Source organism: Bythopirellula goksoeyrii (assembly GCF_008065115.1).
Taxonomy (GTDB): Bacteria; Planctomycetota; Planctomycetia; order Pirellulales; family Lacipirellulaceae; genus Bythopirellula; species Bythopirellula goksoeyrii.
Window position 1 is genome coordinate 1,306,888 of the sequence record NZ_CP042913.1, and the last position, 24,592, is coordinate 1,331,479.

At 52.7% G+C, this 24,592-nt stretch carries 26 protein-coding genes and 3 pseudogenes; 16 read left to right on the top strand and 13 right to left on the bottom strand.

The window, feature by feature from the left end; genetic code table 11:
• Window positions 1–8: 8 nt before the first annotated feature.
• From Pr1d_RS05205 to Pr1d_RS05225, 5 genes are all read left to right on the top strand, one after another.
• A complete protein-coding gene (locus Pr1d_RS05205) occupies window positions 9–671 on the top strand; it encodes a cbb3-type cytochrome c oxidase subunit II (RefSeq protein ID WP_148072538.1) in 663 nt (220 codons plus the stop codon).
• Between the two features lie 6 nt (window positions 672–677).
• Window positions 678–1,037, top strand: coding sequence for a hypothetical protein (locus Pr1d_RS05210; protein WP_148072539.1), 360 nt, complete (start codon window positions 678–680; stop codon window positions 1,035–1,037).
• Window positions 1,038–1,048: 11 nt separating this feature from the next.
• The gene (locus Pr1d_RS05215; RefSeq protein ID WP_148072540.1) at window positions 1,049–1,255 is read left to right on the top strand and encodes a hypothetical protein; all 207 of its coding nucleotides are present in this window, start codon (window positions 1,049–1,051) and stop codon (window positions 1,253–1,255) included.
• 131 nt (window positions 1,256–1,386) lie between these two features.
• The gene (locus tag Pr1d_RS05220; protein ID WP_148072541.1) at window positions 1,387–3,456 is read left to right on the top strand and encodes a heavy metal translocating P-type ATPase; all 2,070 of its coding nucleotides are present in this window, start codon (window positions 1,387–1,389) and stop codon (window positions 3,454–3,456) included.
• On the top strand, window positions 3,453–4,178 hold the full coding sequence (locus Pr1d_RS05225) for a sulfite exporter TauE/SafE family protein (protein WP_148072542.1): 726 nt from the start codon (window positions 3,453–3,455) through the stop codon (window positions 4,176–4,178). Before Pr1d_RS05220 ends, Pr1d_RS05225 begins: the two co-directional genes overlap by 4 nt.
• Here Pr1d_RS05225 and Pr1d_RS05230 read toward each other — a convergent pair.
• The 13 genes and pseudogenes from Pr1d_RS05230 to Pr1d_RS05290 all read right to left on the bottom strand — a co-directional run.
• On the bottom strand, window positions 4,159–4,572 hold the full coding sequence (locus Pr1d_RS05230; RefSeq protein WP_148072543.1) for a DUF4405 domain-containing protein: 414 nt from the start codon (window positions 4,570–4,572) through the stop codon (window positions 4,159–4,161). The genes Pr1d_RS05225 and Pr1d_RS05230 overlap by 20 nt on opposite strands.
• An 89-nt stretch (window positions 4,573–4,661) precedes the next feature.
• Window positions 4,662–5,087 (bottom strand): ferritin-like domain-containing protein, encoded by a 426-nt coding sequence (locus tag Pr1d_RS05235; protein WP_148072544.1) that lies wholly within the window; start codon window positions 5,085–5,087, stop codon window positions 4,662–4,664.
• A gap of 59 nt (window positions 5,088–5,146) precedes the next feature.
• Window positions 5,147–6,793, bottom strand: a complete 1,647-nt coding sequence (locus Pr1d_RS05240) for an FAD-dependent oxidoreductase (RefSeq protein ID WP_148072545.1) — start codon at window positions 6,791–6,793, stop codon at window positions 5,147–5,149.
• 60 nt (window positions 6,794–6,853) lie between these two features.
• On the bottom strand, window positions 6,854–7,561 hold the full coding sequence (locus tag Pr1d_RS05245) for an ABC transporter ATP-binding protein (RefSeq protein ID WP_148072546.1): 708 nt from the start codon (window positions 7,559–7,561) through the stop codon (window positions 6,854–6,856).
• An 11-nt stretch (window positions 7,562–7,572) separates the two neighbouring features.
• On the bottom strand, window positions 7,573–8,784 hold the full coding sequence (locus Pr1d_RS05250; protein ID WP_148072547.1) for an ABC transporter permease: 1,212 nt from the start codon (window positions 8,782–8,784) through the stop codon (window positions 7,573–7,575).
• Window positions 8,781–9,953, bottom strand: a complete 1,173-nt coding sequence (locus tag Pr1d_RS05255) for an efflux RND transporter periplasmic adaptor subunit (protein WP_238476639.1) — start codon at window positions 9,951–9,953, stop codon at window positions 8,781–8,783. The genes Pr1d_RS05250 and Pr1d_RS05255 overlap by 4 nt, the downstream gene beginning before the upstream one ends.
• Window positions 9,954–10,036: 83 nt before the next feature.
• Window positions 10,037–10,726: a DUF2202 domain-containing protein gene (locus tag Pr1d_RS05260; RefSeq protein ID WP_148072548.1), complete on the bottom strand. Its 690-nt coding sequence runs from the start codon at window positions 10,724–10,726 to the stop codon at window positions 10,037–10,039.
• Between the two features lie 89 nt (window positions 10,727–10,815).
• Window positions 10,816–11,517: a peroxiredoxin gene (locus Pr1d_RS05265; protein WP_148072549.1), complete on the bottom strand. Its 702-nt coding sequence runs from the start codon at window positions 11,515–11,517 to the stop codon at window positions 10,816–10,818.
• A gap of 43 nt (window positions 11,518–11,560) precedes the next feature.
• A complete protein-coding gene (locus Pr1d_RS05270) occupies window positions 11,561–13,015 on the bottom strand; it encodes an MBL fold metallo-hydrolase (protein WP_148072550.1) in 1,455 nt (484 codons plus the stop codon).
• A 13-nt stretch (window positions 13,016–13,028) separates the two neighbouring features.
• Window positions 13,029–13,841: a sulfite exporter TauE/SafE family protein gene (locus Pr1d_RS05275; RefSeq protein ID WP_238476640.1), complete on the bottom strand. Its 813-nt coding sequence runs from the start codon at window positions 13,839–13,841 to the stop codon at window positions 13,029–13,031.
• On the bottom strand, window positions 13,826–14,386 hold the full coding sequence (locus Pr1d_RS05280; RefSeq protein WP_148072551.1) for a rhodanese-like domain-containing protein: 561 nt from the start codon (window positions 14,384–14,386) through the stop codon (window positions 13,826–13,828). Before Pr1d_RS05280 ends, Pr1d_RS05275 begins: the two co-directional genes overlap by 16 nt.
• 68 nt (window positions 14,387–14,454) lie before the next feature.
• Window positions 14,455–14,784, bottom strand: coding sequence for an ArsR/SmtB family transcription factor (locus Pr1d_RS05285; protein ID WP_148072552.1), 330 nt, complete (start codon window positions 14,782–14,784; stop codon window positions 14,455–14,457).
• A gap of 78 nt (window positions 14,785–14,862) precedes the next feature.
• A pseudogene (locus Pr1d_RS05290) lies at window positions 14,863–15,114 on the bottom strand (transposase); the annotation flags it as partial.
• A gap of 240 nt (window positions 15,115–15,354) precedes the next feature.
• On the opposite strand from Pr1d_RS05290, the gene Pr1d_RS05295 reads away from it, so the two are divergent.
• The 11 genes and pseudogenes from Pr1d_RS05295 (at window position 15,355) to Pr1d_RS05340 (ending at window position 24,589) form a co-directional block, all read left to right on the top strand.
• Entirely contained in the window at window positions 15,355–15,567 is a 213-nt protein-coding gene (locus Pr1d_RS05295) for a hypothetical protein (RefSeq protein WP_148072554.1), read from the top strand.
• A gap of 116 nt (window positions 15,568–15,683) precedes the next feature.
• Window positions 15,684–16,310 (top strand): hypothetical protein, encoded by a 627-nt coding sequence (locus tag Pr1d_RS05300; RefSeq protein WP_148072555.1) that lies wholly within the window; start codon window positions 15,684–15,686, stop codon window positions 16,308–16,310.
• Between the two features lie 117 nt (window positions 16,311–16,427).
• Window positions 16,428–17,294 (top strand): PEP-CTERM sorting domain-containing protein, encoded by an 867-nt coding sequence (locus Pr1d_RS05305; protein ID WP_168205057.1) that lies wholly within the window; start codon window positions 16,428–16,430, stop codon window positions 17,292–17,294.
• Window positions 17,291–17,500 (top strand): annotated as a pseudogene (locus Pr1d_RS26210) (type II secretion system protein); the annotation flags it as partial. The gene Pr1d_RS05305 and the pseudogene Pr1d_RS26210, both read left to right, overlap by 4 nt.
• 342 nt (window positions 17,501–17,842) lie before the next feature.
• A pseudogene (locus Pr1d_RS26620) lies at window positions 17,843–17,974 on the top strand (H-X9-DG-CTERM domain-containing protein); the annotation flags it as partial.
• Entirely contained in the window at window positions 17,971–18,921 is a 951-nt protein-coding gene (locus tag Pr1d_RS05315) for a hypothetical protein (protein WP_148072558.1), read from the top strand. The pseudogene Pr1d_RS26620 and the gene Pr1d_RS05315, both read left to right, overlap by 4 nt.
• 652 nt (window positions 18,922–19,573) lie before the next feature.
• A complete protein-coding gene (locus Pr1d_RS05320; protein WP_148072559.1) occupies window positions 19,574–20,245 on the top strand; it encodes an ABC transporter ATP-binding protein in 672 nt (223 codons plus the stop codon).
• Window positions 20,242–21,585, top strand: coding sequence for an ABC transporter permease (locus tag Pr1d_RS05325; RefSeq protein ID WP_148072560.1), 1,344 nt, complete (start codon window positions 20,242–20,244; stop codon window positions 21,583–21,585). The genes Pr1d_RS05320 and Pr1d_RS05325 overlap by 4 nt, the downstream gene beginning before the upstream one ends.
• 135 nt (window positions 21,586–21,720) lie before the next feature.
• Window positions 21,721–23,325 carry a hypothetical protein gene (locus Pr1d_RS05330; protein WP_148072561.1) on the top strand — a complete coding sequence of 535 codons (1,605 nt, stop codon included), beginning with the start codon at window positions 21,721–21,723 and terminating at the stop codon, window positions 23,323–23,325.
• A gap of 53 nt (window positions 23,326–23,378) precedes the next feature.
• Window positions 23,379–24,101: a DUF4190 domain-containing protein gene (locus Pr1d_RS05335; protein WP_148072562.1), complete on the top strand. Its 723-nt coding sequence runs from the start codon at window positions 23,379–23,381 to the stop codon at window positions 24,099–24,101.
• A gap of 77 nt (window positions 24,102–24,178) precedes the next feature.
• Entirely contained in the window at window positions 24,179–24,589 is a 411-nt protein-coding gene (locus Pr1d_RS05340; protein WP_168205058.1) for a DUF3299 domain-containing protein, read from the top strand.
• Window positions 24,590–24,592 lie beyond the last annotated feature (3 nt).

Here is a 24,592-nt window from a genome sequence, read left to right on the forward strand (position 1 = left end):
AATCCAACATGTTTGAAAGTAAATCTGGCATTCTGCTGATTGGCGGCTTGGGGTTCTTCCTGTTTGCATTCTTGTCCAACGCACTGGTACCGGTCTTGCTTTATCGACACCTGCCTGAGCAGTCTGTCGCAGAACTCGCGGAAAATCAGAATTTGATCTACCAGTTTGAAGATTTGAGCGTTCGCTACCCGGAGCAGTTTCAAAAGTACTATGGCGAGCCCAATCAAGAAAACCTCACTGTGGCATTGGAGCTAGGTCGCGAGATATACACTGCCGAAGGGTGTTGGCACTGCCACAGTCAATTTGTGCGACCAGTATCCAACGAAAGCGTCCGCTGGGGAAAAGTATCAACTTCCGACGAATATCAAAATGTTCTGCAGCGACCCGTAATGTGGGGCACACGGCGTGTGGGCCCCGATTTGAGTCGCGAAGGGGGGCGACGTGGCAACGATTGGCAAGCGCTTCATTTCTTCGATCCTCCCCTATTATCTCCCAACTCTCCTATGCCACGATACACTTGGTTTTTCGATGAGAATGATCCAGCTCAACCAAATAAGCGGGGACTGGCTATCATTACTTATGTGCAATGGCTCGGTTCCTGGCTAGAGCAATACCCCTTGTATGAACGATTTGTGCCGCTCAAAGAGCAGATGCAGAACCCACTGGAGTAAGCGCTGATGGACGAAGACCTGATGGATGAGACGGGCCCCTCGCGGTCGAAGAACTGGGTAGTCGGGATCATGGGCGTGGTAATCCTTGGCTTTTGTATGTTTGGTTTCGGGAGCAAGTTTATTGAACTAGTCGTCATGGTCCGAGATTATGATTCTGATGCAGCGGTCGAAGGCGTTTTTGCTGTGGCTCCATTGTCAAATTACTTGCTCGCCAGCGCTGGGTTTTTGTGCTTGCTGGGCTGGGCTGCGACCCAAGGGATGTTTCACGATATCGAACACCCCAAACAGACCATGCTTGACCAAGAACAGAAATTGGATGCGATCTCAAACGACTCCCACTACAGCGATTCCATTCTCCAAAAATAAGGTACTCTCGCATGAGCGACTATCTGGAAACCAGCGCAGAAAGTACTCCGGTCAAGGATACCAGTCCACAAGTTGAGAATCGCTGGCACGGCTACATGGGGAACCGGATCCCTTGGTACGTTCGTCTTATCTGGCTAGGATTTTGGGTCTTTGCCGTTTATTACACGATCACCTATCTGTTTCCTGCCTTGCAGGTTGAAATCGTTTCCCCGCCGTGAAGACCTCCGCTACGCCACGGTACTGTGCTTTCTGTGGCTTGCCTTTGTCCGCAAGTTTCGCAATCGGTCCGAATACGGGAATCACAGAAGCAAGCTACTGCTGCTCAGGCTGTCGGTCGGTAGCTGATGTTATGGAATCCGCTCAAGAAGAGGGAACAGCCGCAAAGGGACTGCTGCGATTGGGCCTGGCAATCTTCTTCACTATGAATGTTATGGTCTTTACCATGGCGTTGTGGAGCCAAGACATCTACCCCGCTGAGAACTTTGCCAACCCTTTGGCCGAGGCTCTACGGAGTCTTTTCCGCTGGGCCTCGCTGGTCTTCTCCATGCCGGTGCTGTATCTCTTGGGAGGGCCAATCGCCCGCGAGGTTTGGCAAGCTATCCTCAATCGCAGACTCACGACCGACATCATGATACTTGCTGGCGTAATTGCCGCTTATAGCTATTCGCTGGTGTCGGTACTGCGCGACGAGGGACACATCTATTTTGAAGTAGGCGCGATGGTGATGGTGTTTGTCTCCATTGGTCGGTGGCTAGAGGCCAAGGGAAAACATCGCACGGGGGCTTCGCTGGATGCCTTAGTAAGTCTGCTGCCCGCTACGGTTCGTAGAATTGATGAGTACGGGCAGATCAGCGAAGTTCCCCGAGAAACAGTTCTTACCGGTGAGACTTTACGCGTGCTTCCTGGAGAGCGTTTTCCAGTCGACGGAATCATTACTCAGGGACGTGCAGCCGTCGACGAACAAATCGTGACCGGCGAGAGTGTGCAGGCAGAGAAATCGGTCGGAATGAGTGTCTACAGTGGAACGCTCAATCTTGATGGCGACCTGAGAATTGAAGTCACTGCTGCCGATGGGCAAGAGACCACCTCACGAATCGTCGACATGGTCCGCCGAGCACGCAGTGTGAAAGGGAGGCACGAAAAAATTGCCGATCGGATTGCGGCAATATTCATTCCGCTTGTTTGTGTGATCGCCATGGCTGCCGGTTGGCGACAAGGACAGAATGCCGGGGTAGATCAAGGCATTCTGACCGCCTTGTCGGTGGTGCTGATCGCTTGCCCCTGTGCCTTAGGCATGGCCACTCCGATGGCAGTGTGGACGGCACTGGGTCGGGCTGCTCAAGGGGGGCTGTTTTTTCGTAGCGGAGTGGTTTTAGAGCGACTGGCCGGAGTGAGTATTGCCTGCTTTGACAAGACGGGTACCCTCACAACCGGCAAGCCGATGGCCAGTGAATTGTATGTTTTCGAGTCAGCAAACCGAGAGCTCTTGATGGACGTGGCTACTGCACTAGCAAGTGGATCGATTCATTCACTATCTCAAGCAATTATTGAATTCTCTCAAACCCAATCGATCGATAAGTCAGCGTTTCGTAGCGAGGAAATCACAACCTGGCCAGGACAAGGTTTGTCGTGTGAATACCCAGATCTTGGCCACGTATATTTAGGTAGCCAACAGTTTCTCGAAGAGCAAGGATTGAAGATGCCATGCGAACTGGATCGAGGCTGTGAGGACCAGCAAGTGTTTGTTGGTTGGAAAGATAGGGTACAGGGTGCATTTTGTTTCCACGAACAACTCCGTCCCGAGACTCCCCTTGCCATCCAAGAGTGTCAGGCTCTTGGACTGGAATTATACATGCTCTCAGGAGATGTCGGAAAGCGAGTAACTCCTCTTGGGGAGCAGGTCGGGCTTGCCGCAGAAGGCGATCTGTTACCTGCTGATAAGGCAACTTCACTCGAAGCCTTGAAGAAGCGGGGACTGGTGGCCATGGTGGGAGACGGCTTAAACGATGCCCCTGCATTGGCCACTGCCGATGTCGGCGTTGCTCTGGGATGTGGGGCAGATGTTTCCCGCGATGCCGCCGGAGTCTGCCTGCTTACAAATGACTTAAGGCAATTTCCATGGGCTGTAGGGCTGGCTAGGCAAACGCTGCGGATCGTAAAGCAAAATCTGTTTTGGGCATTTGCCTATAACACGATCGGCATCGGGCTGGCAGCTACGGGTCGCTTGAATCCGATCTGGGCCGCACTGGCTATGGCGGCGAGTAGTATTCTAGTCGTTTCTAATTCATTACGACTCGCTCAGTTTCCTGAACCCCAAGGGGCTGCTATGCCGATGGCTGACATCTCTCCCAAATTGCCTCTGCACCAGTCGAAGGAACATGTCGCTTCCCAGCCAGAACTCGTAGGGGCTCAACCATGATCGAACTGCCTCTCATACTCTTAGGTGGTTTGTTAGGCTCGGCACATTGTCTAGGCATGTGTGGCCCTTTGGCCATCTCTCTGAGTGCGGGGGCGCCCCCTGGAACCAATCATTTGCATCGCCAATTAATCTTCAGCATGGGACGCATCTTTACCTATTCATTCTGCGGTGCAATTGCCGGGTTTAGCGGAGCATGGCTCACCAAGCAGTCCGGCGGCTTCGTACAATCCCAAGCCACGCTTGCCATCTTCGCGGGAACATTGCTAGTCCTCATGGGGCTGGTAACGGCTGGCGTGCTTCCGCGCCCCTTTTACCGGTTATTGGGCGGACTACCCTGCGGCGCTTCCACCTGGCTCAAGACGTTTCTCTCAGCACCCGGTTGGACCGGTCCGCTGCTGGCCGGATTATTCACCGGATTTATTCCCTGCGGTCTCGTCTATGCCTTTCTGATCAAGGCTGGCAGCACCGCGCAATTGGGACAGGGGCTGCTCACGATGCTGGCCTTTGGCATCGGGACAATACCGATGATGGTGATCGTCGGCTACGGCGCTCAGTTCTTGTCGCTGGTGAGTCGAGCACAAATCTTTCGGATTGCAGCCTGGTGTATTGTCGTGACGGGAGTGATCTCAATTACTCGCGGTGCTGCGCAATTCTATGCTCCCAGCCAGAACGGCACTGCTTCTTGCCCGCTGTGCGAACAGTCTACGGTAGAGGTCCCTTGATTGTGAGCGATGCAGCCGCGATCACGAGTCCCAGAACATTGAGAAGCGCAATCAGTAGACCTACTCCCCAGAGAGTGCGACTGCCATTGTCCGCCTTAGAAGCTGTATTTCCAGATTGGCTTTTCCTTACCCAATTGCCAATCACACCGCATACCCAGGTCCAGTGGAGCATCACATGCAGCAACACGCTTGCTGCGAGCAAGCAGAGCGTAAAAAACTGGACATCGTTCCAAGCAAGAAAATCGAGCCCCCACAGCGTCCAGCCTGCAGAATCCGTGCCGGGCGGAAACACATAGCGTAAAATCACCGAGACACAACAGAGGGCAAGAAAAACGCAAAGCAGAAACGTGTCCAGCCAAAAATTGATAGTTGTTTTCGTCAGCTTCTTTGCCATGAATGTACTTTGATCCAATTGTTCGCTATTTGCTTGAGATCAGCTATCACTCAAAGTGCAGAATTCTGAAAACAACTTTTGCCAATCTACTATAGGGGCCAATCGCGAAGAATTCGCTCAGTTTCTTCCGCATGGCCGCTTTCGTCGCGGACCATGTCTTCGAGTTGCACCGCCAGCCCCTTGTCGCCAAATTCTTCAGCCTGCTTTGCTCTCTGAGTGTAGTTGGCGGTGGCATCCTTCTCTGCCCTGAGAATGGCTTCGAGCATCTCGCGGTTGCTCTGGGCGACCGCGACAGTACTTGGCACAGTCGTCGGCTCTCCACCCAGAGCGACAATCTTGTTAGCGAGGAATTGGGCATGCAGTTGCTCGTCGGCGACTTCAGCCAGAAAAAACTGGGAAAGTTGTGGTCGGTACGGTCCCGTGGCTTTCGCTGCGTAGGTGAGATACTGGATAATTGCCGATAGCTCGCTGGCGAGATCCTGATTCAAATGATCGATCAAAGTTTGCTTTTCCATGATATTCTCCAATTGGGCGTATGAGATCTCTTTCGATTGTTTGTAACTACTATTATGTGTCAAGGCGTTGTCGCAATTGCCCTGTACTGTTGATACGAAGTATATCCACCGCTCAGGTTGGCGACCTGAAACCCTTTTTGCACTAGGACGCGGCACGCCAGATATCCGCGCTGTCCTACCTGGCAATAGGTTACCACGCGAGAATCATAGGGGATCTCGCTCAGGCGACCACGTAATTCTTCCATGGGTATATTGACGGCATTCGGGATATGGCCGTTGGCATATTCTTCCGGCGAGCGGACATCGACCAAAAAATGGTTGCTTGCTTCCATTAAATGTTCAGCATGGATAATCGGTTGGTCTCCTTTCAGCACTCCAACCGCAACGAACCCGGCCATGTTCACCGGATCCTTGGCTGAGCCGTATTGGGGAGCATAGGCCAGTTCCATTTCCTCAAGATCGTATACGGTCATCCCGGCCTGAATCGCCACGGCTAATACATCGATTCGCTTGTCCACACCAGCGCGACCGACAGCCTGAGCCCCAAGAATCTTACCATCCTTGGGAACGAATAGCAGTTTTAGCGACATCTGCTCGGCTCCAGGAAAGTAACCAGCGTGATGACTAGGGTGAACATAAATCTTTTCGAACGCCATTCCTGCTGCTCGTAGCGACTTTTCGCTAAGTCCTGTCATGGATGCCGTCATGTCAAATACTCCGACGACTGCAGTCCCTTGGGTGCCTCGGTAGTGTGCACTGCGGCCAAAGATGCTATCAGCCGCGATACGGCCCTGGCGATTGGCTGGGCCACCCAAAGGGATTTGAACGGGCGTACCATCAACAAAGTGATGCACTTCTACTGCATCTCCCACAGCATAAATATCGGGGTCGCTGGTTTGCATCTGTTCGTTCACTCTGATGCCTCCGCGCTGGCCGACTTCTAAACCAGCCTCAATGGCCAGCTTATTTTCCGGCCTCACCCCGACACTGAGTACCACAAGATCGGCGGGCAATTTCTTACCCGAGCGGAGTTGTATCAAAAGTCGATTTTCAACTGGTACAATACTTTCGGCAGCATCGGCCAGTTCAAGCTTCACTCCTTTGCTACGCAAATGTTCGGTGACGGAAGTGACCATCTCGGCGTCCCAGGGAGGGAGTACCTGATCGGCCAACTCGACCACCGTTGTCTCAATGCCCCTGCGGACCAGATTCTCGGTCATTTCCAGGCCGATAAACCCGGCCCCAATCACGACAGCTTGTTCTGCCTGGGACCCAGCTTGTGATAGGCGATCGGCATCCCCCAGATCACGAAGCGTGTAGACTTGCGGCAGATCAACACCGGAAATCGGTGGTCGCAAGGGAGATGCACCAGGTGATAGAATCAGTTTGTCATACGATTCGCTGTATTCATTGTCTGACTTCAAATCTCGAATGAGAACGGTTTTAGCCTGCCGGTCGATCTGTATGGCCTCGGAGTAAGTTCGCACATCGAGTCGGTAACGGTCGATGAGTCGTTGTTTCGGCGTGACCAGGAGTTTGTCACGACTTTCAATGACGCCTCCTACGTAGTAGGGAAGTCCACAATTGGCAAACGAAGGGGCTTCGCCTCGTTCCACCAAGATGATCTCTGCATCTTCATCCAGCCGCCGGGCACGAGCTGCGGCAGAGGCTCCCCCGGCGACAGCTCCGACTATCACAATCTTCATAGTATAATCTCCAGTGTAATCGATGAACTATCAATCGTATTCTTCATAGAAATGACAATACTAACTGGCCTCAACTCCGCTCTGCTTTCGAATTACGCCGTCTTCCATTTCATAGAGTGTGTCAAATACATCGAGTGCTCGATGGTCGTGTGTGACAACTACGACCCCAGCACTCTGCTCATGGGCGACTTGGGCAAATAGCTCCATCACTTGTCTGCCTCGGTGACTATCTAGCGCCGCAGTCGGCTCGTCGGCCAGAATAACACTTGGATGGTTTGCCAGTGCTCGGGCAACTGCAACGCGTTGTTGCTGCCCACCCGACAGCATCGATGGCAGATTTTCTGCTCGGTCACCTACACCGAGATAGTCCAGAAGTTCCATCGCTCGACTACGGGCAGCGCGACGGCTGCTTCCGTTGATTTCCAGTGCAATTTCGACGTTTTCCAGCGCGGAGAGAAATGGGATCAAATTGGCTTTCTGAAATACGAATCCGAGATGCTTGCGGCGAAACGCTCGTAGATTGGTGTTTGCACGGGAACCCTCCAATACCAATTGCCCGCCGATGAAGACACGACCGGAAGTCGGCGGATTGATTAAGCCGATCGCCGTGAGAAAGGTAGACTTACCAGAACCACTTGGCCCGAGAAGTGCCACGACTTCGCCACGCGATACGTTCATTGTCGCTTCCTGCATGGCAACGACTTCGGTGTTGCCGCTCCCATACACCTTGGTCAGCATGTCGGTTTGTATTGCAAATCCGTTTTTCATTGATTCACCGTTTACGAGAGTGCCTCGTTAGGCGACACGTTCATGGCCTTCCAGATTCCCAAGAAACTCGAGGCCACAGAAATGACCAGGACTATCAGTCCCAGCTGGAACAGGTCTGTCTCAGCCAGTATCACTCGTCGCGGAAACATTGGAAACACCCGTTGGCCGACGGCAAAGGCAATCCCGAATCCCAGCAGCCCAAGAAGGAGACCTTGTTGCATAATAAGGCCTAGGATGACTGTGTTCTGTGCACCTATGAGCTTCAATAGAGCTATGGAGTGGATCTTGTCGAGTGTCATTGTGTAGAGGATCAAGGCCATGATGATAGCCGCAATCAATGTCAGGAGAACACGAAAGAGGCCTATTTGGCGGCGGATTTTCTCGACCGAACCTTTCAACAACAGTTCCCTCTGGCCTTCCTTGGTATAAACGGACACATCGCCCCAGCCAGCGATGATGTTTGCCACGGATTGACTTTCAACTCCAGGGACGACGCTTACTAACACAGCACTGAGTTGGGGTCGGGCGATGGCCGGCAATTCCCTAGCTGGGCGAATCGCTTGCTCGAGCAGACTAGGTTGTATCGTTGCGAACTCACTGCGCTCTCCGCGAGCTTCGCGTGCCGCACGTTCCAACCTAATCGCTTCACCAGCCGTGTCGAATTGAATGGATTGAGCATCCGCCACAGTGAAGAATCCAATTCCGTCTCCTCCCGAGCTAATCATGCTCTTAGTGATTCCTACCACCGTATAGGCATCCTTACCGAGCCTTATCCGTTCACCGAGTTGAAAGCCAAGTGATTGGTCTGCAATCATTTCAAAATGGTTTTGACCAAGTGGTCGTCCGGCTGTCAAAGGAATCCATTCTCCTTTGTCGATAGGCCAACTAAGACCTAGAACGGCCACACGGAGTGGTTTGCCGCCGCGTTCGCGCTGAATCGTGTGATAGACAAACTCTCTAGTACGGCGAACACCAGGAACAGCCAACGCCCGATGCACCAAATTCGGCTGCACTCGAGAGAGTTCGGCGAAGGGCCCTCTGGTATCACGCTGAACTATCCAAAGATCAGCACCGATCCGGTCTGGAAGAAGGGTCGCGTCTTCTATGATTCCACGGTAGATTCCGCCCATGCCCATCACGATCATCAGCAAGAGGCCAATACCCAATGCCGTCAACGCAAATCGACCGAGGTTGTGTCGGATGTCTTTTACGGCAAGATTCATGGGAGGTTAATTCTCCGGCCGTCGCGCAAGCGGAAAGTTCCATCCTGGGGAATCACTATCGTTTGGTCAACGGCCAATCCTTTGGTAACCTCCACAAGTGCAGGGCTGCGGAGTCCAAGTTCAACAGGTTGCCACCGGGCATAGCCATTGTCATTCAAGAACACTCCTGGCTGCATGTCTCGTAGTTCGATGAACCTGGGGGGTAGAAGTATTGCAGATTCTTTACGGGCGGATTCGATGAACACTTCTGCCCGTTGTCCCACGGCCCAGTTGCTTGGCAACTCCAACACTCGCACGTCGACGATGAACTCACGCGTCTCGCGGTCTGCCTCTCGCCCCAAACGAGCCACGCTTCCCACATAGAAACTATTCGGGGCAGAACGAAACACGACGCGAGCAGGCTGGTCGGGTTTGATTGATTCCATTTCCGTTTCGTCGACCCAGGCACTGATCCAGAGTTCGTTCTTTGAAATCAAGGAAAGAATCGCACTACCTGGCACGACAACGTCACCCGACTCGCGGTAACGCCGGACGATTAACCCGTCGAATGGAGCCGTGATTCGCGTATCCGCCAGACGAGCTCGGTGATACTCCAGAGTTTTTTCGGCTGCGACCAACTCCTTTTGTCCCTCGGTGATGGCAGCCTCAGCACGAGATAATCCTGCTTCGGCAACACCCAAGGACTCCACCGCAGCGTCAACCTCTTCCTGGCTAACAGCTCGACTTGGCAAGAGTTCTTGCCGACGTTGATTCAGTTTTCTGGCTTGAATAACGACGGCATTGGCTCGGCTCTTGTCCGCTTCAAGCCGCGTTATCGCTGACTGGGAGGCGTCCAAGTTTGCCTTGGCAATCGCGACTTGCTGCATTAGTTCGGCATCATCCAGGCGAACGAGCAAGTCTCCGGTCTGGACTTCATCTCCCTGGTCGAATAACACTTCTTCGATCCTTCCGGAAATCTTGGGGCTTATCGTTGTCGATACTCGGGCCTCCAGAGTCCCGGTTCCCATCACCTCCGAAAGAATTGGTCCCGCAACGACTTTGTGTTCAATGACAGCAATTGGTGAGAACCGAAACCAATAAAACAAGACAATTCCGAGACCTAGAAGCATGACAATTTTCAAGAGTCGCCATGTCCATCGCCTAAATGGTTCCCAGTGGCTAATCATCATCTCGCCTTTCCGCGAACAGCAAACTGGTATTCATGGCATTTGTTCTAAGGATGAGCCTTATACATGCAACATGCCGCTGATCATTAGAATCCCCGACGTCCTCGTCCAGGCCGCCCTCTTTCATGTGAACCGCGCACAATGTCATCAAACTCTTTCTGACTCAAGTGCTGAGGTACATACTCAACATTTCGAAATGCAGCTTGTCGAGAGAAAGCGCGCAAATGATTTCTGGACCCCATTTGCAGAAACTGATAGACCTGTTTGATATCCTTTTTATCCGTCCGTTTAATGCGTTTCGATAAATCAGCGATGTCCATCTCTTCAATTAGTAAGCCAACAGCTATTGCATCTTCCAGAGTCTTCTCACCACGCTCAACCAATTCGGAGTAAAGCCCTTGTATTTCCGAATGGGTGAACATGCCGCTCTGATTGCCTAGAGAACTTACATCAACGCCATAGTTCTTCAGCAAGTTGGACAAGGATGCGATGTGTACCTTCTCTGCACTTGAAATATTGTCATACATCCTCAAAGGCCATTTGCTGCCTAATTTCACATAGACGTCATGGGCTAGCCTCTCCTCTTCGACCATCCAAAGCAAGTCTTCCAGTTCTTGCTCGGAGAGTTGTCCTAGAGTCTTGGTTTGGACTGGCTCATTAGATTGTTCCGTTGTGACTGATACACCTTCTTTCCCCTCGTCGGGTTGTGCCCAGCACAGGCTTCCCCAGGACAGCATGAACAGAATAGCCAGCACGAAAAATTGCTTTGAAGTCATTTTTGTCGTGTCCCTATGTATAAGTGTAAGTGGTTAAACGTTATGTCTAGTTCGATCATGGGGACCGCACTCCCAGGAGTGGCGGATCTTCATTTGACGGTCTCCATACGGCGAGCTCCACCTGAGGAATTAGAGTTCCCATTCGGGAATGGCTTTGTGCAGAAATACCAATCGACGCAATCGTATTGTTGACTCTGCATACGCTCTGTTGCTGCTTCCGCTGTGGCAGGTGGAGGGACAATAACATCGTCGCCCGGTTTCCAACCTTCAGGAGTCGCGACTTTGTGTTCGTCACTGGTTTGCATGGCTTTAAGCAATCGCAAGAACTCATCGATGCTACGACCGTTGCTCATCGGGTAGTACACCATTGCCCTCAATACGCCCTCTGGGTCGATTAGAAACGTAGTTCGGACAGCGGACGTATCGCTTGCCCCCGGTTGAATCATGCCGTAGGCATGGGCCACCTCCATCGAGAGGTCCTCGATGATCGGAAAGGGTATTTCAACACCAAACTTTTCTTTGATGCTGTTGATCCAGGCGAGATGTGAGAACACGCTGTCTATCGAGAGTCCTAATAGCTCGCAGTTTAGAGCCCGGAACTCGTCGTGGGCCTTTGCGAAGGCCATGAATTCCGTTGTACAGACAGGTGTAAAGTCGGACGGATGCGAAAACAACACAAGCCATCGTCCTTTGTAGTCCGAAAGCTTCTTGGGTCCGTGAGTCGTCTTCGCCTCGAACTCTGGTGCTGGCTCATTGAGACGTGGTATCGTTGTTTGAACTTGAATGGACATTGTAATGCTCCTCTTTGTAAAAATTTGCGACAACTATTTGAGTTCATGAACAAGTTGTAGCGGTTTCACTCGTTCGACATCCCGAATTGTCGCTACCGTCAGATTTTTCAACAGAGAAACCGGCTGCATTCCATGCGGTCATGCCTCCAAGTACATTGGCGACATCTTTGTAGCCCTCTCGTTTTAAAAACGAAGCGGCAATGGATGCGCGATAGCCCGATCCACAGATGACGACGACTGGCTTTTCGTGCGGCACCAGCGAAAAGTTTTCCTGCAGTTTGCCGCCGTGGATGTGAATGGCTCCTTCAATGTGGCCCCCATTCCATTCCTTCTCTGTTCTGACATCGAGTACGGTCACTTCACCTAACTGCTTGTTGAGGCTATGGACCGAAAGCGTAGACGACTTTTCCAGCGGATACCCACTGACTTCCCAGGCATCCATGCCGCCCTCCAAGTAACCCTGGATGTCATCAAAGCCAACCCGCAACAGGTGAGTGGTGACTTCGTGCATTTGTTCGGGGCGATCGAGCACAATCAATGTTGGACGGTCATAGGGAAGGACCCAACCCGCCCAAGTAGGCAGCGTCGGACCAAAAGGAATATTGATGGCGTCTGGTATATGTGCTGCAGCAAACGATTCTTTAGAACGAACATCGACAATCAAGCAGTTTTCACACATTCGCTCGTGAACTTCCTTGGCGCTCCAGCGACGTTGTCCTGGAAGTTCTGGGCCAATCACTGGAGGACCTTCCTTGTTCACGCGTTTCATCCGCGCGAAGTACGGTGGCGAAAGCGGCATCTGGTCCATCAAATCGGCGATCCATTCTTTTTCTGGCTTTTCGACCAGAGCTGCATTGAAGCGCCGTTCGTACCCGAGCGTCGATGAACTACGCGAACCAATTGCCTTACCACAAAGTGATCCGGCACCATGGCCAGGAAAGATTTCAGTGAAACCTGGTAGAATCGGCAGTGTCTCAAAGACACTCCGATAAAGTTGGTGAGCGAGTTCTTTGCGAGCTTCTTCGCCTAGCAAGTCTGGGCGACCGACATCTCCAACAAATACAAAATCACCTGTAAAGATCAGCCAGGGGGTATCTGAGCTTCGCGATTCGTCAAAGAGTGCCCACGAGAGATGCTCCAAAGTGTGGCCAGGTGTGTGGATAGCTTTGAGTCGAATACTGCCCAGGGAGATCTCCTCGCTGTTTTTGACAACGTGGTCTGCATAGGGAGGAGTCCACTCTTTGCCACCCAATCCGGATGCGTGAATTGTGACCCCATCTCCTAAGCGTGCTTTCAATTCACGCGATCCACTGACGAAGTCTGCATGCACGTGGGTTTCCAGCACATGGCGGATATGCAGTCCTTCACGACTGGCGATCTCAAGAAAGTCGTTGACATCACGAGTTGGGTCGATGACGGCAGCTTCCTTGGTTTTTTCATCCCCGACAATGTAAGAGTAAATGGCTAGTCCAGGCACGAATCGTTGATGGAAAAACATAGCGTTCTCCTCGTTAAATAAAAGTCTTGCTGACGATGAATACGGCGACTACCACGATGGCCGTCGCAAATACTTTTTGTAATATAGTGGCAGGAAGCCGTTTAGCGACTTCTCCGCCGAGAGTCATTCCAAGAACACCTCCTAATGCGAACAATCCCGTGATTTCTAATGAAATGCCACGTCCCGCTGCAAAGTGGGAAGCGACACCCGAAATACTCACCATCACAATCACAAGAAGTGACGTGGCCACGGCTTTATGAATTGGCATGCCGCTAAAGAGAACCAGTGCAGGCACAATCACAAATCCTCCCCCCACGCCAAACATGCCGGACAAGACTCCTGTTGACATGCCTACTAATAGCAGCACGAATGCGCACCGAGAAGTGAGCTTGAGGTTTCCATCGACGGTCCGTTCGCAGGCTGGACGGCGCCCTTGACTGTCGCAAACCGGTCCCAGCATTTCCGGCTGTGCCGACTTGCTCCACATTCTGGCAGCTACGATCAGCATGAGCAGAGAGAACATTGCAAGCAGAATCGCTTCAGGAATTCTGCCAGCTATCCAGGTCCCAACGGGAGCACCTACCATACCTGCAATCGCAAACAGAAATCCTGTCCCTATTTCAACTTGTCCTGCCCGAATCCGAGGGATGACTCCTACGAGTGCGGTCGCCCCCACTGCTGCCAGCGAAACCCCAAAGGCTTCCCTGGGAGCCATTGACAGCCCGTAGACCAGGAGCGGCACAGCCAACAGGGAGCCACCGCCACCGGTCAGACCTAGGGCAAATCCGATACAAACTCCAAAAAGTATGCTCAAGGGGTACAACATGATGGACCATCACTCTTTAATTGATTCCAAGGCATTTTCGCTAGAATCATACCCATACCGCAGGTGTCGGTTAATCCAGCAAAAGTGAGTCCCGCACCTACAAATAGGGTGATGCCAATAAAGTACGGGTTTACGAAGTAACCGAGGATTGAACCTACGAGGATCAATAATCCTGCAGCGATTCGTACCTGTCGTTCGAGTGAAATGGATTTCTTGCCACGAACGACCGGTAGCCCTAATTGATCCCAGGCAGCCGTACCCCCTTCCACATTGACGACATTGGTGTAGCCAGCCGCGACAAGCTGATCGCAGGCATTTGCCGCACGACTTCCACTGCGGCAGATCACATAGAGTGGTTTTTCCGCATTGCCGTTTCTGCCATTCACGACCATGTGTGGGTCGAGGGAATCCAGAGGTACATTACGAGCCGGGGTAGCATGGATCTCACGAAACTCGACCGGCGTACGCACATCGATCAGATCGATAGGTGCTCCCTGTTGATATAAATCATGAAGTTCTTCAGGTGATATGGTCTTGTAACTCATTCTTGGTAGCCTCCTTAATTAATCGTAATATCGTGAAGTAACGAGATATTGAATAAAAAAACTTCCTGCTATTTCTTGCCTTTCAGGAATCTGCCTTCGATGCAGGCCATTAAGCTCTCCAGATGAGGCTCGGCGACCTGATAATAAACTCGTCGCCCCTCGCGTTCGCTGTGGAAGAAGCCACAGCGCTGCATGAGTCTCAGGTGCTCGGATGCAACATTGTCCGGCACCCCGCAGTCCTCGGCGAGTTCACCCACCGTATAGCGACCATGCAGTAGGAGTTGCACCATCCGAATCCTTACAGGATGAGCGAGGGTCTTAAGACATTCTGCTGCCCGGCCCAGCGCCTCCATGTTGGCAGGTTTGATTGTTTTCGGTTTTTTCAAGCTTGTTGCCATCTCGGAACTCCTCTTATGTTAATATATCGTAACATCTCGATATGTCAATACACTGTTTCCCGTTATATTATGGCTTTTTCACCAGAATCTGTGGGTTAACACTGGCTCGGGCAGGCCTCCCAGGTAGTGGTGGAGGCTGATTTCAATGGCTTCGTAGGTTCGAAAGCCATAAGCTTTACTGGTAGTCAGTTTTCCTTTGTTGTTTAAACCCTCGACAATGCCCGCAGAAATCCTGCCTTTCGCGGCGAACCAGTTGAGGATCAGTTCCCGATGATTGCGTAAGGTTCGAGCGACTTTCTTCATTGGTTCCAGCTGGGAACGCAGCGTGCGCCGACCCGCCTGTGGCGTGTGCCCGCCTCTGGTCGAGGAACTTCCCTGCCCAGTTCGGACTCACGTACTCTCAAAAACGCTGAAAGTCTCCGAACGAAATTCCGCGTAAACTGTATACGAACTACTAGGAGCACAGGGTTTAGACTTCAGTGGTGGTGACCTGACTTATCCAATGCCACCTGTGGGGAAACTCGACTGTGGTGCACTCACGAGGCGACAGCATTAAGGGGGGACACGGTCTTGCCTAATTGGCCAATTTTTCTTGAGCGGGTAAGCCGCTATGTTCCGTCGACCACCACTGTTTCAGCGGCCAAAGAAAGTGATTCTTCGACAAGTGCTTCACCTATGGCTGACGAGCCGACACCTCGCACGGATGAAAACTCAAAGCGGGCGCACCAAGACCTGCTCAAGAAAGCATGCCTCGGCGCCACCACAGCAGCAGCCGATGTCTAATTCGTGGGAGATTCCTTTATGCGGCCATGGCAAGTATTCGAAATTGATTGACCCCAGAAATTCCTCCTATTAGAATGGCCGGTTCTCATTGAGTAGTCAGCCCAACAGAATCCATCGTGAAACATCCCCGCCTACATTTGTGCTGCGAGTTCCTGCTTAAATCTGCGGGGATAGTGACTGCTATCGCTGTGGCTGTGGCGACGCTGGGGATTCCACTTCCGATGCCCGTCGCGAAACAAGTCAGTGAGTGGTTTCCTTGCGTGAATTGCAGTTGCGGCTGTGCCAATGCGGAAGTGTGTTGGCGTCAGTGTTGCTGTTTCTCAGATGCCGAAAAAATCGCGATGGCAACCGAGAATGGAGCGACCGTTCCGGAAGATGTTTTGGCACGAGCTGCTGAAGGATTAGAGCCTACTGAACGCAAGGATTTGGCCGAATTAAAGCCATGCTGTCGACAGCGTGTTCTCACGGCGCAGCTGGCGACGACGTGCAATCGCAAATCGAGCTGCGCTGCAAAACCCGCAGCCGACGTGCCGCTGCTGCCCGGTGTGATTGCGATGCATGCCCAGAGATGCCAGGGAAATTCGTTGTCGCTTTCTCTAATTCCGCCCTCTATACCCACGGATGAAATTGGCACTAAGCTTCCGCTGTTGCCGCTGGAATCAGTCTTTCTCTCTGTATCCCTTCTCTATCAGCCGCCATCATTCGACGCGGTCCTTCCCCCACCAGAATTCGCGGTTCTCTAACTCCGCAAGGCTATTTTCTGGTTTTTGTTTTTTGTCTACGCAGCGATGCGCACATGGTGGTTTCCATCATGGCATGCATGGCTTTGGTACGACCTCATAGAGAAGGAATTGACTAATATGTTTTCTAAACAAATAGGCTGCGCGCTGAGCGCATTTGTGATTGCGATGAGCTCTGTCTCTGCGCACGGTCCCCAGCTACAAATAACCGCCGACGGTGGCAAAATTGTTCCCCGCAGCATTCTTAATGACCACTATGAACCACTCACGACGCCGAAATCGGTGTATGTGATGGAAGTGTTGGACTATCGTGGGGTTTGGTACACACGCCCCGAGACGGTACTCAATCCACCGGAACATCCCACAGCACCGGGGCAGCCAAAGTATTACTCGGGTCCTGGCATTGCTTACGGCATTGATCAGACATTCGCCGTGGGCAGCACGTTGGCAGTTAACTTTGTCACGGGTCTGCAATCATGGAATGGCGCTGACTTCGTGGATGCTGGTTCGACTGAGTTGCAATATTACCGAGGAGGATCGATTGGTGCCGCGGGCCAGCTGATCAGTCCGTCGGCGTCGATCCAGACCAGCGATGGCAGCCCTTCCCCGCTGTTGAGTTTTACTCCCATAGCCGATGGTTACACGAGCGAGGCCCATGCGACGGCTCGCCTGCGTCTTCTGGGCGATGGCACGACCACCCCTGAGGGTGTCGGTCCGCAAGCCGGCACACTTGCTAGTGAACCCGCAGACGGTGTGTACTTGGCTAGTCTCGTACTCTCGAGCGATGAATCGGGTTTGGCCGATTCTGATCCGTTCACTTTTGTGATGCACAAAGGTGTGCCTTGGTCGGAGGTTTCTGCGGCCGTGAGTTCGCTGGGCGTTCCCAACTCGGCGGTCCAAGTGCTGGGGGTTCCCGAACCATCCTCGCTATTGATGGCTTCGCTTGGTTTGCTGAGCTTCGTCGTTCGGCGGAGAAGCTTAGCATGAAACGCCAACGAGCTTTTACCCTTGTAGAGCTGTTGGTCGTGATCGCGATCATCGGCGCTTTGGTGGCATTGCTCTTGCCGGCTGTGCAGAGTGCGCGGGCTTCCGCGCGCTCTGCAAGCTGCAAGAACAACATGCGGCAACTTGGCCTGGCCCTGCACCAGTATTGCAATTCGCATCGGGGAGATTTCCCCGATTGGTGGCATACCGCCGGGGCGAACAAATCGTGGATTTATACCCTCGCGGATTATTTCGAAAATGTCGACGAGTTGCGTATTTGTCCTGAGGACCCACTGTGGAAAGAGCGGCTTGATGCGCGGGCCAGTAGCTACATTATCAACGATTACTTGGCGGCTCCGACAATTCCCGACGCGGTACGGAACCTGAACAAGATCGCGGCCACCAGCCGCACGATGTTCGCGTTTGAAATCTCCGACAAAGTAGCCGCGATTCCAGATGTAGACCACGCCCACGCTTCGCAGTGGTTTGCGCAGATCAATATTGATTGGGGTCGCGTCGAATCGAAGGTTCGAGGGGATATCCAATTGAATCGGCACTCCAACGCCTCTAATTATCTCTTCCTGGACGGACATGTGGAGACGATCAGCGAAGATCAAATTCTTAGGTGGATTGATGGAAACTTCAAATTCGCCAAACCTGATGAACAATGGATCAACCAATGACAAACTTCCGACTTTTGATTTCCGTGCTGGCAACACTGCTCATTGCAAGCCATCTGTGGGGGCATGGCAGTCCAATCAATATCTCCGTGGAGGCGGGCCGTCTCGTCGCGAGCCATCCGTCCGATCAAATATTTGCCCCGCCGATCTTTGGACAGACGGACGATTTCGACGACTTTGCGGACGCCGATTTCTTCCCCACCCTCGGGAATGTTTTGCTATGGGAAGTTCCGGGGCTGGAAATTCATGACATGGGCGACAGTGCTAGTTTGGCACTTGAAGTTTTGGCTCGACCTGTGATTGGCTCAAGTCCTGCTGAACATCGAGTACTCTGGTACTGGAATCCTGACACGGAGGCGGTCGAAGAGTCGCCAGTCGAATTTCACCTGCTTGCCACGGGGCCAAGCTCACTCTCGATAAACCCCGAAGACCAGCTCTCCCCTGCCCCATTCATGCTCGCCGATCCTGTTGCCGACCAAACGGGGTTCCACAACCATACGTTGTTGCTTTATGCGTTGGATGATGACAACACCGCACCAGCTGGAGTCTATGGAGTCTTTGCCCGCTTTACGTCGAATAGCTATGCGCCGAGTGACCCACTGCTGATCTTGTTTAACTATTTCACGGAGAATGAACTCCTGCCAGAAAATAGTCTCGCGATCTATGAAGCTGCCACACTGCCGGGCGATTTCGATTTAGACGACGACGTCGATGGCCGAGATTTTCTCGAGTGGCAACGGCTGATTGGTTCAACCACCCGCAGCGTGGCGGATGCTTCGCTTAACGGGGTTGTTGATGCGGCCGATCTGCAGATCTGGCAGCAGAACTACGGTAACACCTTCGAAGAAAGTTTTTTCTTGCCGGTAACTTATGTGCCTGAACCGGAGTGTCTAATGACTCTGATTCAAGCCTTGGCAATTTGTGGAAGTCTGTTTAGGCAATCGAAATGAGTGGAGCAGGTTCCTAGTGAACAACTGAGGAACGTGTTCGAGTCAGGATATTGGTAGAGACAAACAAAAAAAGGGCCGACGAAGTGCGGGAGACTTCGTCGGCCCTCGGAGGGGGGAGACTTTTAGGTGGGACTTTTCACATGGTGCTCGGCGGACCGTCTGGCTCTATCACCCGCGGGTCTGAGCCGCCTGCCGACCACATTCTCTTCTACCGTCGGATTGTTAGTGCAAAGGGGATGCCAAAAGTCGGTCACGCTCCAAACACGAAGTGGCTTCCACGCGATACTCCCTGAAACCGCCGTAATAATGCCGATCTGTGGCATGCGATAGCATGGGCTCCGATGTCTTGTAAAATTGTAAAAACTGCAAGACCCCATTGTAGGACTTGCTAATAGCGGTGAACTCTCGCCCCTCGGGTTTCGTACTAGCACTGCGTTGGGCTGCCATTTCAGGCCAATGGCGTTATCTGCCGGGAATTTTGGCCTGCCTGTGGCAAGCGCCGTGCCGCTCTATCCCGCTGCAACGAGTTGGAAAACAGGCTGTACGCCTGCACCACGGAACCCGCCTGTCGGCTATTGAATCCAGCCGTTACGATAGTTTGCTTGCAACCTCGCTCGGATACCATCATTTTTAAAATCCTCGCTCTCCCGCCATGCTTTCACTTGAACTCGTTCGTAAGTCCTATCGTGAACCCGATGGGGAAGAGCTATCGATCTTGGATATTCCCACGTTCTCAGTGGCCAAGGGAGAGCAAGTCGTACTCCGCGGCCGCAGTGGCTGTGGTAAGACGACGCTCTTGAACTGCATTGCCGGGCTGACGACGGTCGATTCGGGGCGAATCAGTATCAATGGCACAGACATCGTCCGCCTTCAAGAAGTGGGCCGCGACCGGTTTCGTGCGAAGTACATTGGCTTCGTATTTCAGACATTTAATCTGTTGCCTGCCTTCACAGCACTCGAAAACGTGCAATTAGGAATGTCGTTCACCGGTCAAAGATCAGATGCTGCCCGAGCCGAGAAACTATTGCAAGATGTGGGGCTGGGACACCGATTAACCCACAAACCGGCGGCATTATCGGTGGGCGAGCAGCAACGGGTCGCCGTAGCCAGGGCACTTGCGAATCAACCGGCTCTGTTGCTTGCCGACGAACCGACGGCCAACGTCGACCCCGGGCACCAGCAGCAGATCATCGACCTTTTGCGAGAGGCATGCAACCGAGAGCAGGTGGCAATGCTCCTAGTGACTCATAGTCCCGAAGTGGCCGATCAGTTCGAGCGGGTCGAGGTCTTGGAAGAAATCAATCGAGCGGTGAGTGCAGCATGAGTTTCTGGAAAATTGCCTGGCGAAATATGTGTCAACGAGCGCTCGCTTCCTCGCTGACGGGGTTATCGATGGCGTTGGGCGTGGCGCTGATGATTCTGGTGATCGTGATTCATGATGTCACCATCGAGCAGTTCGAGAACGATGCCCAAGGGTACCATCTGATCGTCGGTGGCAGTAAAGGTGGTGACCTGCAACTGGTGATGACCACCGTATTTCATCTTGGCAGGCCGCTTTATCCAATACCCTACAGCTACTACAAGAAATTTACTGAGGGAGAATTTGCCCAGTACACCAACGTTGCCGTGCCCTATTGTCTGGGAGACAGTTACCAGGGAGGTGACCAACAATTCCGAGTCGTTGCTACGACGCCTGATCTGTTCGACAGACTTCCCTACGGAGCCAACCCCGACGGTAGCGACAAGCTATACGAATTTCGAGAGGGGCGCAATTTCCAAACCGACCATTTTTTCGAGGCAGTTATCGGGTCAACCGTCGCCCGAAAGACGGGACTCAAAGTCGGCGACAAATTCCAGCCGACTCATGGCATGAGCGCGGCGGGGGACAAGCATACGGAGTTCACAGTCGTGGGTATCCTGGCCCATACGGGAACCGCCAACGATCGGGCCATATTTGCCAATATCGAAGGATTTTATCTGCTCGAAGGACACGCCTTCACACCCGAGGAAGGTGAGCAGGCACATGTCTCGGTAGACAAGTTGGACAAAGAACATATCGACCCCGACGATCCCAACTATGGAATGAAACCGCTACCCGAGTCACAGCGCGAAGTGACTTCCATTCTGGTCAACTGCAAAGATGAATTGGCCCCGATGTCTCTAGATTATGAAATCAACAAAAAAGATAAAGGGCGTGTTGCCCAGGCTGTTGCCCCGGGTGGAGTTGTTACACGATTGTTGGAAGGAATCGTCGGTCCGGTGCGAATTATTTTGATGGTGCTCACCGTGTTAATCATCGTGGTAGCCGGTATCAGCATCCTGGTAAGCATTTACAACTCAATGAGCGAGCGGAGTCACGACATAGCTGTCATGCGTGCCCTGGGGGCCAGCCGCACCGCCGTGATGGGGATCATCCTTGCTGAGTCGATTCTGCTGTCATTGCTCGGAGGACTCGCGGGTGTACTCTTGGGGCATGCCGTGCTGGGAATTATTGGCCCCTACGTCGAAGAACACACGGGTGTCGCGTTGCGATTTTGGGATTTCAACTGGAAAGAGAGTCTGTTGATTCCTGGATTGGTGATCTTCGCCTCGCTGGTAGGCTTCCTGCCCGCGTTGACAGCCTATCGCACGGACGTTGGCCGGACTCTAGGCGGGGCACGTTAGGGGAAACCTATGTGTGTTCTCCGGGCCTTCGATTCGATAGAATAGGGAATTATGTAGGGTGGGCACCGCCCACCAAATCGAAAGCGTTGCCGAGATATTATTCTGGTGAGCGGTGCCCACCAAACTTGGATCATCATGAAACAATACCACGCCATAAACTTCTTGTTCGCTGTTGCCGCTCTCTGTTGGATAACGGGAACCGCAAACGCCTGTCCCTTTTGCGATGTTGTATCGCAAACGCTCAGCGAAGAACTCGCTGCGGCCGATGCCACTATCATCGCCAGTTTGGTGAAAGCAGCACCAACGACCGACTTGGACGATCCCAGCGCAGAGAGTGCTGGTGATCCCTACACGGGTGCCATTTTTCGAGTCGAAAAAGTTCTCAAAGGGGAAAACCGTGTCAAGGTGGGGGATGAGATCGAGGTGGTCTACTTCGGTGGCGATCCGGCGGATAAGCAATTTCTCATTAATTCGCTCGGTGGTGACAAACTTGATTGGACAACTCCGCTCCCCTTGTCGCCGCGAGCAGTGGAATATGTGCAGAAGCTTTCCTCTCTGCCGAAGAGTGGCAAAGATCGTCTGAAGTTTTTTATGGGTCACCTGGAAGACCCCGACCCACTGCTGGCCCAGGATGGCTACGACGAATTCGCGAGAGCTCCTTATCAAGATCTGATTGATTTGAAGGACGATTTGGATCGTGAGCAATTGGCCATTTGGATTAAGGACCCGCAAGTTGGTCCCACACATCGCCGGTTGTATCTGACGATGCTGGGCGTCTGTGGCACCGAGGAAGATGTCGCGATGCTTGAATCGCTCTTGAAATACAACTACGAATCCATGCGACCTGGAATTGCGGCGTTGATCGCCACGATGGGAATAAGCGGTTCCTCGCTGGGCGTGCCGCTAGTCAATGAATTGGCACATGCCGACGTGCGAGCCAAGCAGCAGTGTCTCGATGCCTTAATTGCCGCCTATCTAAAACTGAAAGGGCCCGATGGGTTGGAATTAGTCGAAGAACGCTTTCTAGACAATCCCCAAGCCGAATACACGCAGCTCTACTCAGCGATCATGGCGCTCAGATTCCACGGCGAAGAATCGAACGAAATACCCCGCGAGCGGCTTGTGCAATCGTTGCGGCTCCTGCTAGATAATTCCGAGATAGCCGATCAAGTGATTCCGGACCTCACCCGCTGGGAAGATTGGGAAATCATGGACCGGTTGGTGGATATGTTCAAGCAGTCAGACGAGGATGGCTGGATTCGGCAACCCGTCCTGGCCTATCTCCTTACGGCTGCCGAGCAATCGGGCGACGTAGGCTCAAAGGCCACCAAGGCAGTCGAAGAATTAGAATCTCTCGATCCCACCGGTGTAAAGCGGGCCCGTAGTTACATTTCTTTCGGTCTGATGGCACGCGGAGGTTCTAGTACGACCGAATCTGAGCAAGGTAGCGAAGACAACGACGAGCAAGATGGAGATGAAGTAGCTGAGGCTGAACAAGCTGAATCTGTTGAACTTGAGAAGAAGGAAATGGAACTTGATCAGTCGCTGGACCCGCAGACGGGCATGCCAATAGATGAATTAGCTGAAACGGGAGACGACATGGCCAAGGGCCCCCTCTCAGCCGATGCAGAACCTTCTGCACCTAGTCGCACTATGATTATCGCCGTGCCGTTGGCTATCGGGGCCTTGCTCATCGGCCTGTTTGCAATCATGCTGCGCGGCGGCCACTCCACTAGTTGAGATAATTCTCACTCCACCAATCAGCCAATCCGTTGGCGAGACAAAGTTAGAACATGTCAACTTCCGAATCAATGACAGATTTCTCTGCCGCGGACAGCGAGAGTGGCGAGTTCGAATATCGTGCCTTGAGTACTAGCGCGATTGCTGCCGCCATTTTTGGTGTCTTGTCACCTTTGACTATCTTTGCGGGCCGTGATAGTTTGGAATCCGCCTTGATGCTATCCCCGATTCCTCTGGTGGGTCTCGTGGTGGGCCTTCGTGCTCTTGCCTCCATTCGTGAGATGCCAGACCAACTGAGTGGGCGGAATTTGGCATGGGTCGGCGTGGTACTTTCCGCACTCGGACTGGTCGGTGGCCTCAGCTATGCCGGTTTTGTCCACGCGACGGAAGTTCCACCAGACGCAACGCGTTCTTCCTTTCAAGAGTTTCGTCCCGACGACCAGCAGATTGCGGCCGGGAATTTTATCCCCAAGGAGGTACAAGCCTTAGATGGTAAGCGAGTGTTTATCAAGGGTTTCATGCGTGCCGATTCTACTCCGGTCCGTCACAATGTCCGCCGCTTTCTCTTGGTTCGCGACAACAATCAGTGCTGCTTCGGTGACATGTCGAACCTCAAGTACTATGACCAGGTGCTGGTCAAATTTGCGGATAATGTGACGGCCGACTATTCGACAGGACTATTTCGCATTGCCGGCACTCTGCATATTAACCCGGAGAATGCAGTGCGCGGTGCTAATTACCCAGTCTACACCTTGGAGGCTGACTACGTGCGATGAATGGAATTCAGCACTTAATTGGGACTCTAATACTCTCGATGTTATGCGCCAGTATGGGCTGTGAGCGATCGAGCGTCGTGGCAAGTACCTCGGAGAAGGCGTCAAACGCATCGGGCGAACCTCGCGAGACCTCCTTCGATGATTTGAAGTTCGAGATGGAGAAAACCGACGCGTTCAAGCGGTCGATGCTCACTCCCAAGATCGAAGACCTTTTCGGCAGCAAAATCCATATTCGCGGCTACATGTTTCCAACGCTCAAACGCCAGGGTCTCACGGGGTTTGTGCTCGTGCGCGATAATCTTGAGTGCTGTTTTGGCCCGGGGGCCGCGCTGTACGACTGTGTGTGGGTCAAGATGCGCAAAGGCGAGACTGCCGAGTTTTCGATCCGTCCAATTGCCGTCGAAGGCGTGCTGCGGTTCGAAGAGTTTGCCGATATGGATGGTACCACCCGGGCTATCTATCTGTTGGAACAAGGGTCCGTTGATTGACCC

What these genes read in the sequence shown, in the direction of transcription:
- Pr1d_RS05305 (WP_168205057.1), top strand. Translation starts at nt 16,428, where the DNA reads ATGTTTTCTAAACAAATAGGCTGCGCGCTGAGCGCATTTGTGATTGCG.
- Pr1d_RS05330 (WP_148072561.1), top strand. Translation starts at nt 21,721, where the DNA reads ATGAAACAATACCACGCCATAAACTTCTTGTTCGCTGTTGCCGCTCTC.
- Pr1d_RS05210 (WP_148072539.1), top strand. Translation starts at nt 678, where the DNA reads ATGGACGAAGACCTGATGGATGAGACGGGCCCCTCGCGGTCGAAGAAC.
- Pr1d_RS05255 (WP_238476639.1), bottom strand. Translation starts at nt 9,953, where the DNA reads ATGATGATTAGCCACTGGGAACCATTTAGGCGATGGACATGGCGACTC.
- Pr1d_RS05260 (WP_148072548.1), bottom strand. Translation starts at nt 10,726, where the DNA reads ATGACTTCAAAGCAATTTTTCGTGCTGGCTATTCTGTTCATGCTGTCC.
- Pr1d_RS05235 (WP_148072544.1), bottom strand. Translation starts at nt 5,087, where the DNA reads ATGGAAAAGCAAACTTTGATCGATCATTTGAATCAGGATCTCGCCAGC.
- Pr1d_RS05270 (WP_148072550.1), bottom strand. Translation starts at nt 13,015, where the DNA reads ATGTTTTTCCATCAACGATTCGTGCCTGGACTAGCCATTTACTCTTAC.
- Pr1d_RS05230 (WP_148072543.1), bottom strand. Translation starts at nt 4,572, where the DNA reads ATGGCAAAGAAGCTGACGAAAACAACTATCAATTTTTGGCTGGACACG.
- Pr1d_RS05265 (WP_148072549.1), bottom strand. Translation starts at nt 11,517, where the DNA reads ATGTCCATTCAAGTTCAAACAACGATACCACGTCTCAATGAGCCAGCA.
- Pr1d_RS05245 (WP_148072546.1), bottom strand. Translation starts at nt 7,561, where the DNA reads ATGAAAAACGGATTTGCAATACAAACCGACATGCTGACCAAGGTGTAT.
- Pr1d_RS05250 (WP_148072547.1), bottom strand. Translation starts at nt 8,784, where the DNA reads ATGAATCTTGCCGTAAAAGACATCCGACACAACCTCGGTCGATTTGCG.
- Pr1d_RS05335 (WP_148072562.1), top strand. Translation starts at nt 23,379, where the DNA reads ATGTCAACTTCCGAATCAATGACAGATTTCTCTGCCGCGGACAGCGAG.
- Pr1d_RS05220 (WP_148072541.1), top strand. Translation starts at nt 1,387, where the DNA reads ATGGAATCCGCTCAAGAAGAGGGAACAGCCGCAAAGGGACTGCTGCGA.
- Pr1d_RS05325 (WP_148072560.1), top strand. Translation starts at nt 20,242, where the DNA reads ATGAGTTTCTGGAAAATTGCCTGGCGAAATATGTGTCAACGAGCGCTC.
- Pr1d_RS05275 (WP_238476640.1), bottom strand. Translation starts at nt 13,841, where the DNA reads ATGTTGTACCCCTTGAGCATACTTTTTGGAGTTTGTATCGGATTTGCC.
- Pr1d_RS05215 (WP_148072540.1), top strand. Translation starts at nt 1,049, where the DNA reads ATGAGCGACTATCTGGAAACCAGCGCAGAAAGTACTCCGGTCAAGGAT.
- Pr1d_RS05315 (WP_148072558.1), top strand. Translation starts at nt 17,971, where the DNA reads ATGACAAACTTCCGACTTTTGATTTCCGTGCTGGCAACACTGCTCATT.
- Pr1d_RS05320 (WP_148072559.1), top strand. Translation starts at nt 19,574, where the DNA reads ATGCTTTCACTTGAACTCGTTCGTAAGTCCTATCGTGAACCCGATGGG.
- Pr1d_RS05280 (WP_148072551.1), bottom strand. Translation starts at nt 14,386, where the DNA reads ATGAGTTACAAGACCATATCACCTGAAGAACTTCATGATTTATATCAA.
- Pr1d_RS05240 (WP_148072545.1), bottom strand. Translation starts at nt 6,793, where the DNA reads ATGAAGATTGTGATAGTCGGAGCTGTCGCCGGGGGAGCCTCTGCCGCA.
- Pr1d_RS05205 (WP_148072538.1), top strand. Translation starts at nt 9, where the DNA reads ATGTTTGAAAGTAAATCTGGCATTCTGCTGATTGGCGGCTTGGGGTTC.
- Pr1d_RS05225 (WP_148072542.1), top strand. Translation starts at nt 3,453, where the DNA reads ATGATCGAACTGCCTCTCATACTCTTAGGTGGTTTGTTAGGCTCGGCA.
- Pr1d_RS05285 (WP_148072552.1), bottom strand. Translation starts at nt 14,784, where the DNA reads ATGGCAACAAGCTTGAAAAAACCGAAAACAATCAAACCTGCCAACATG.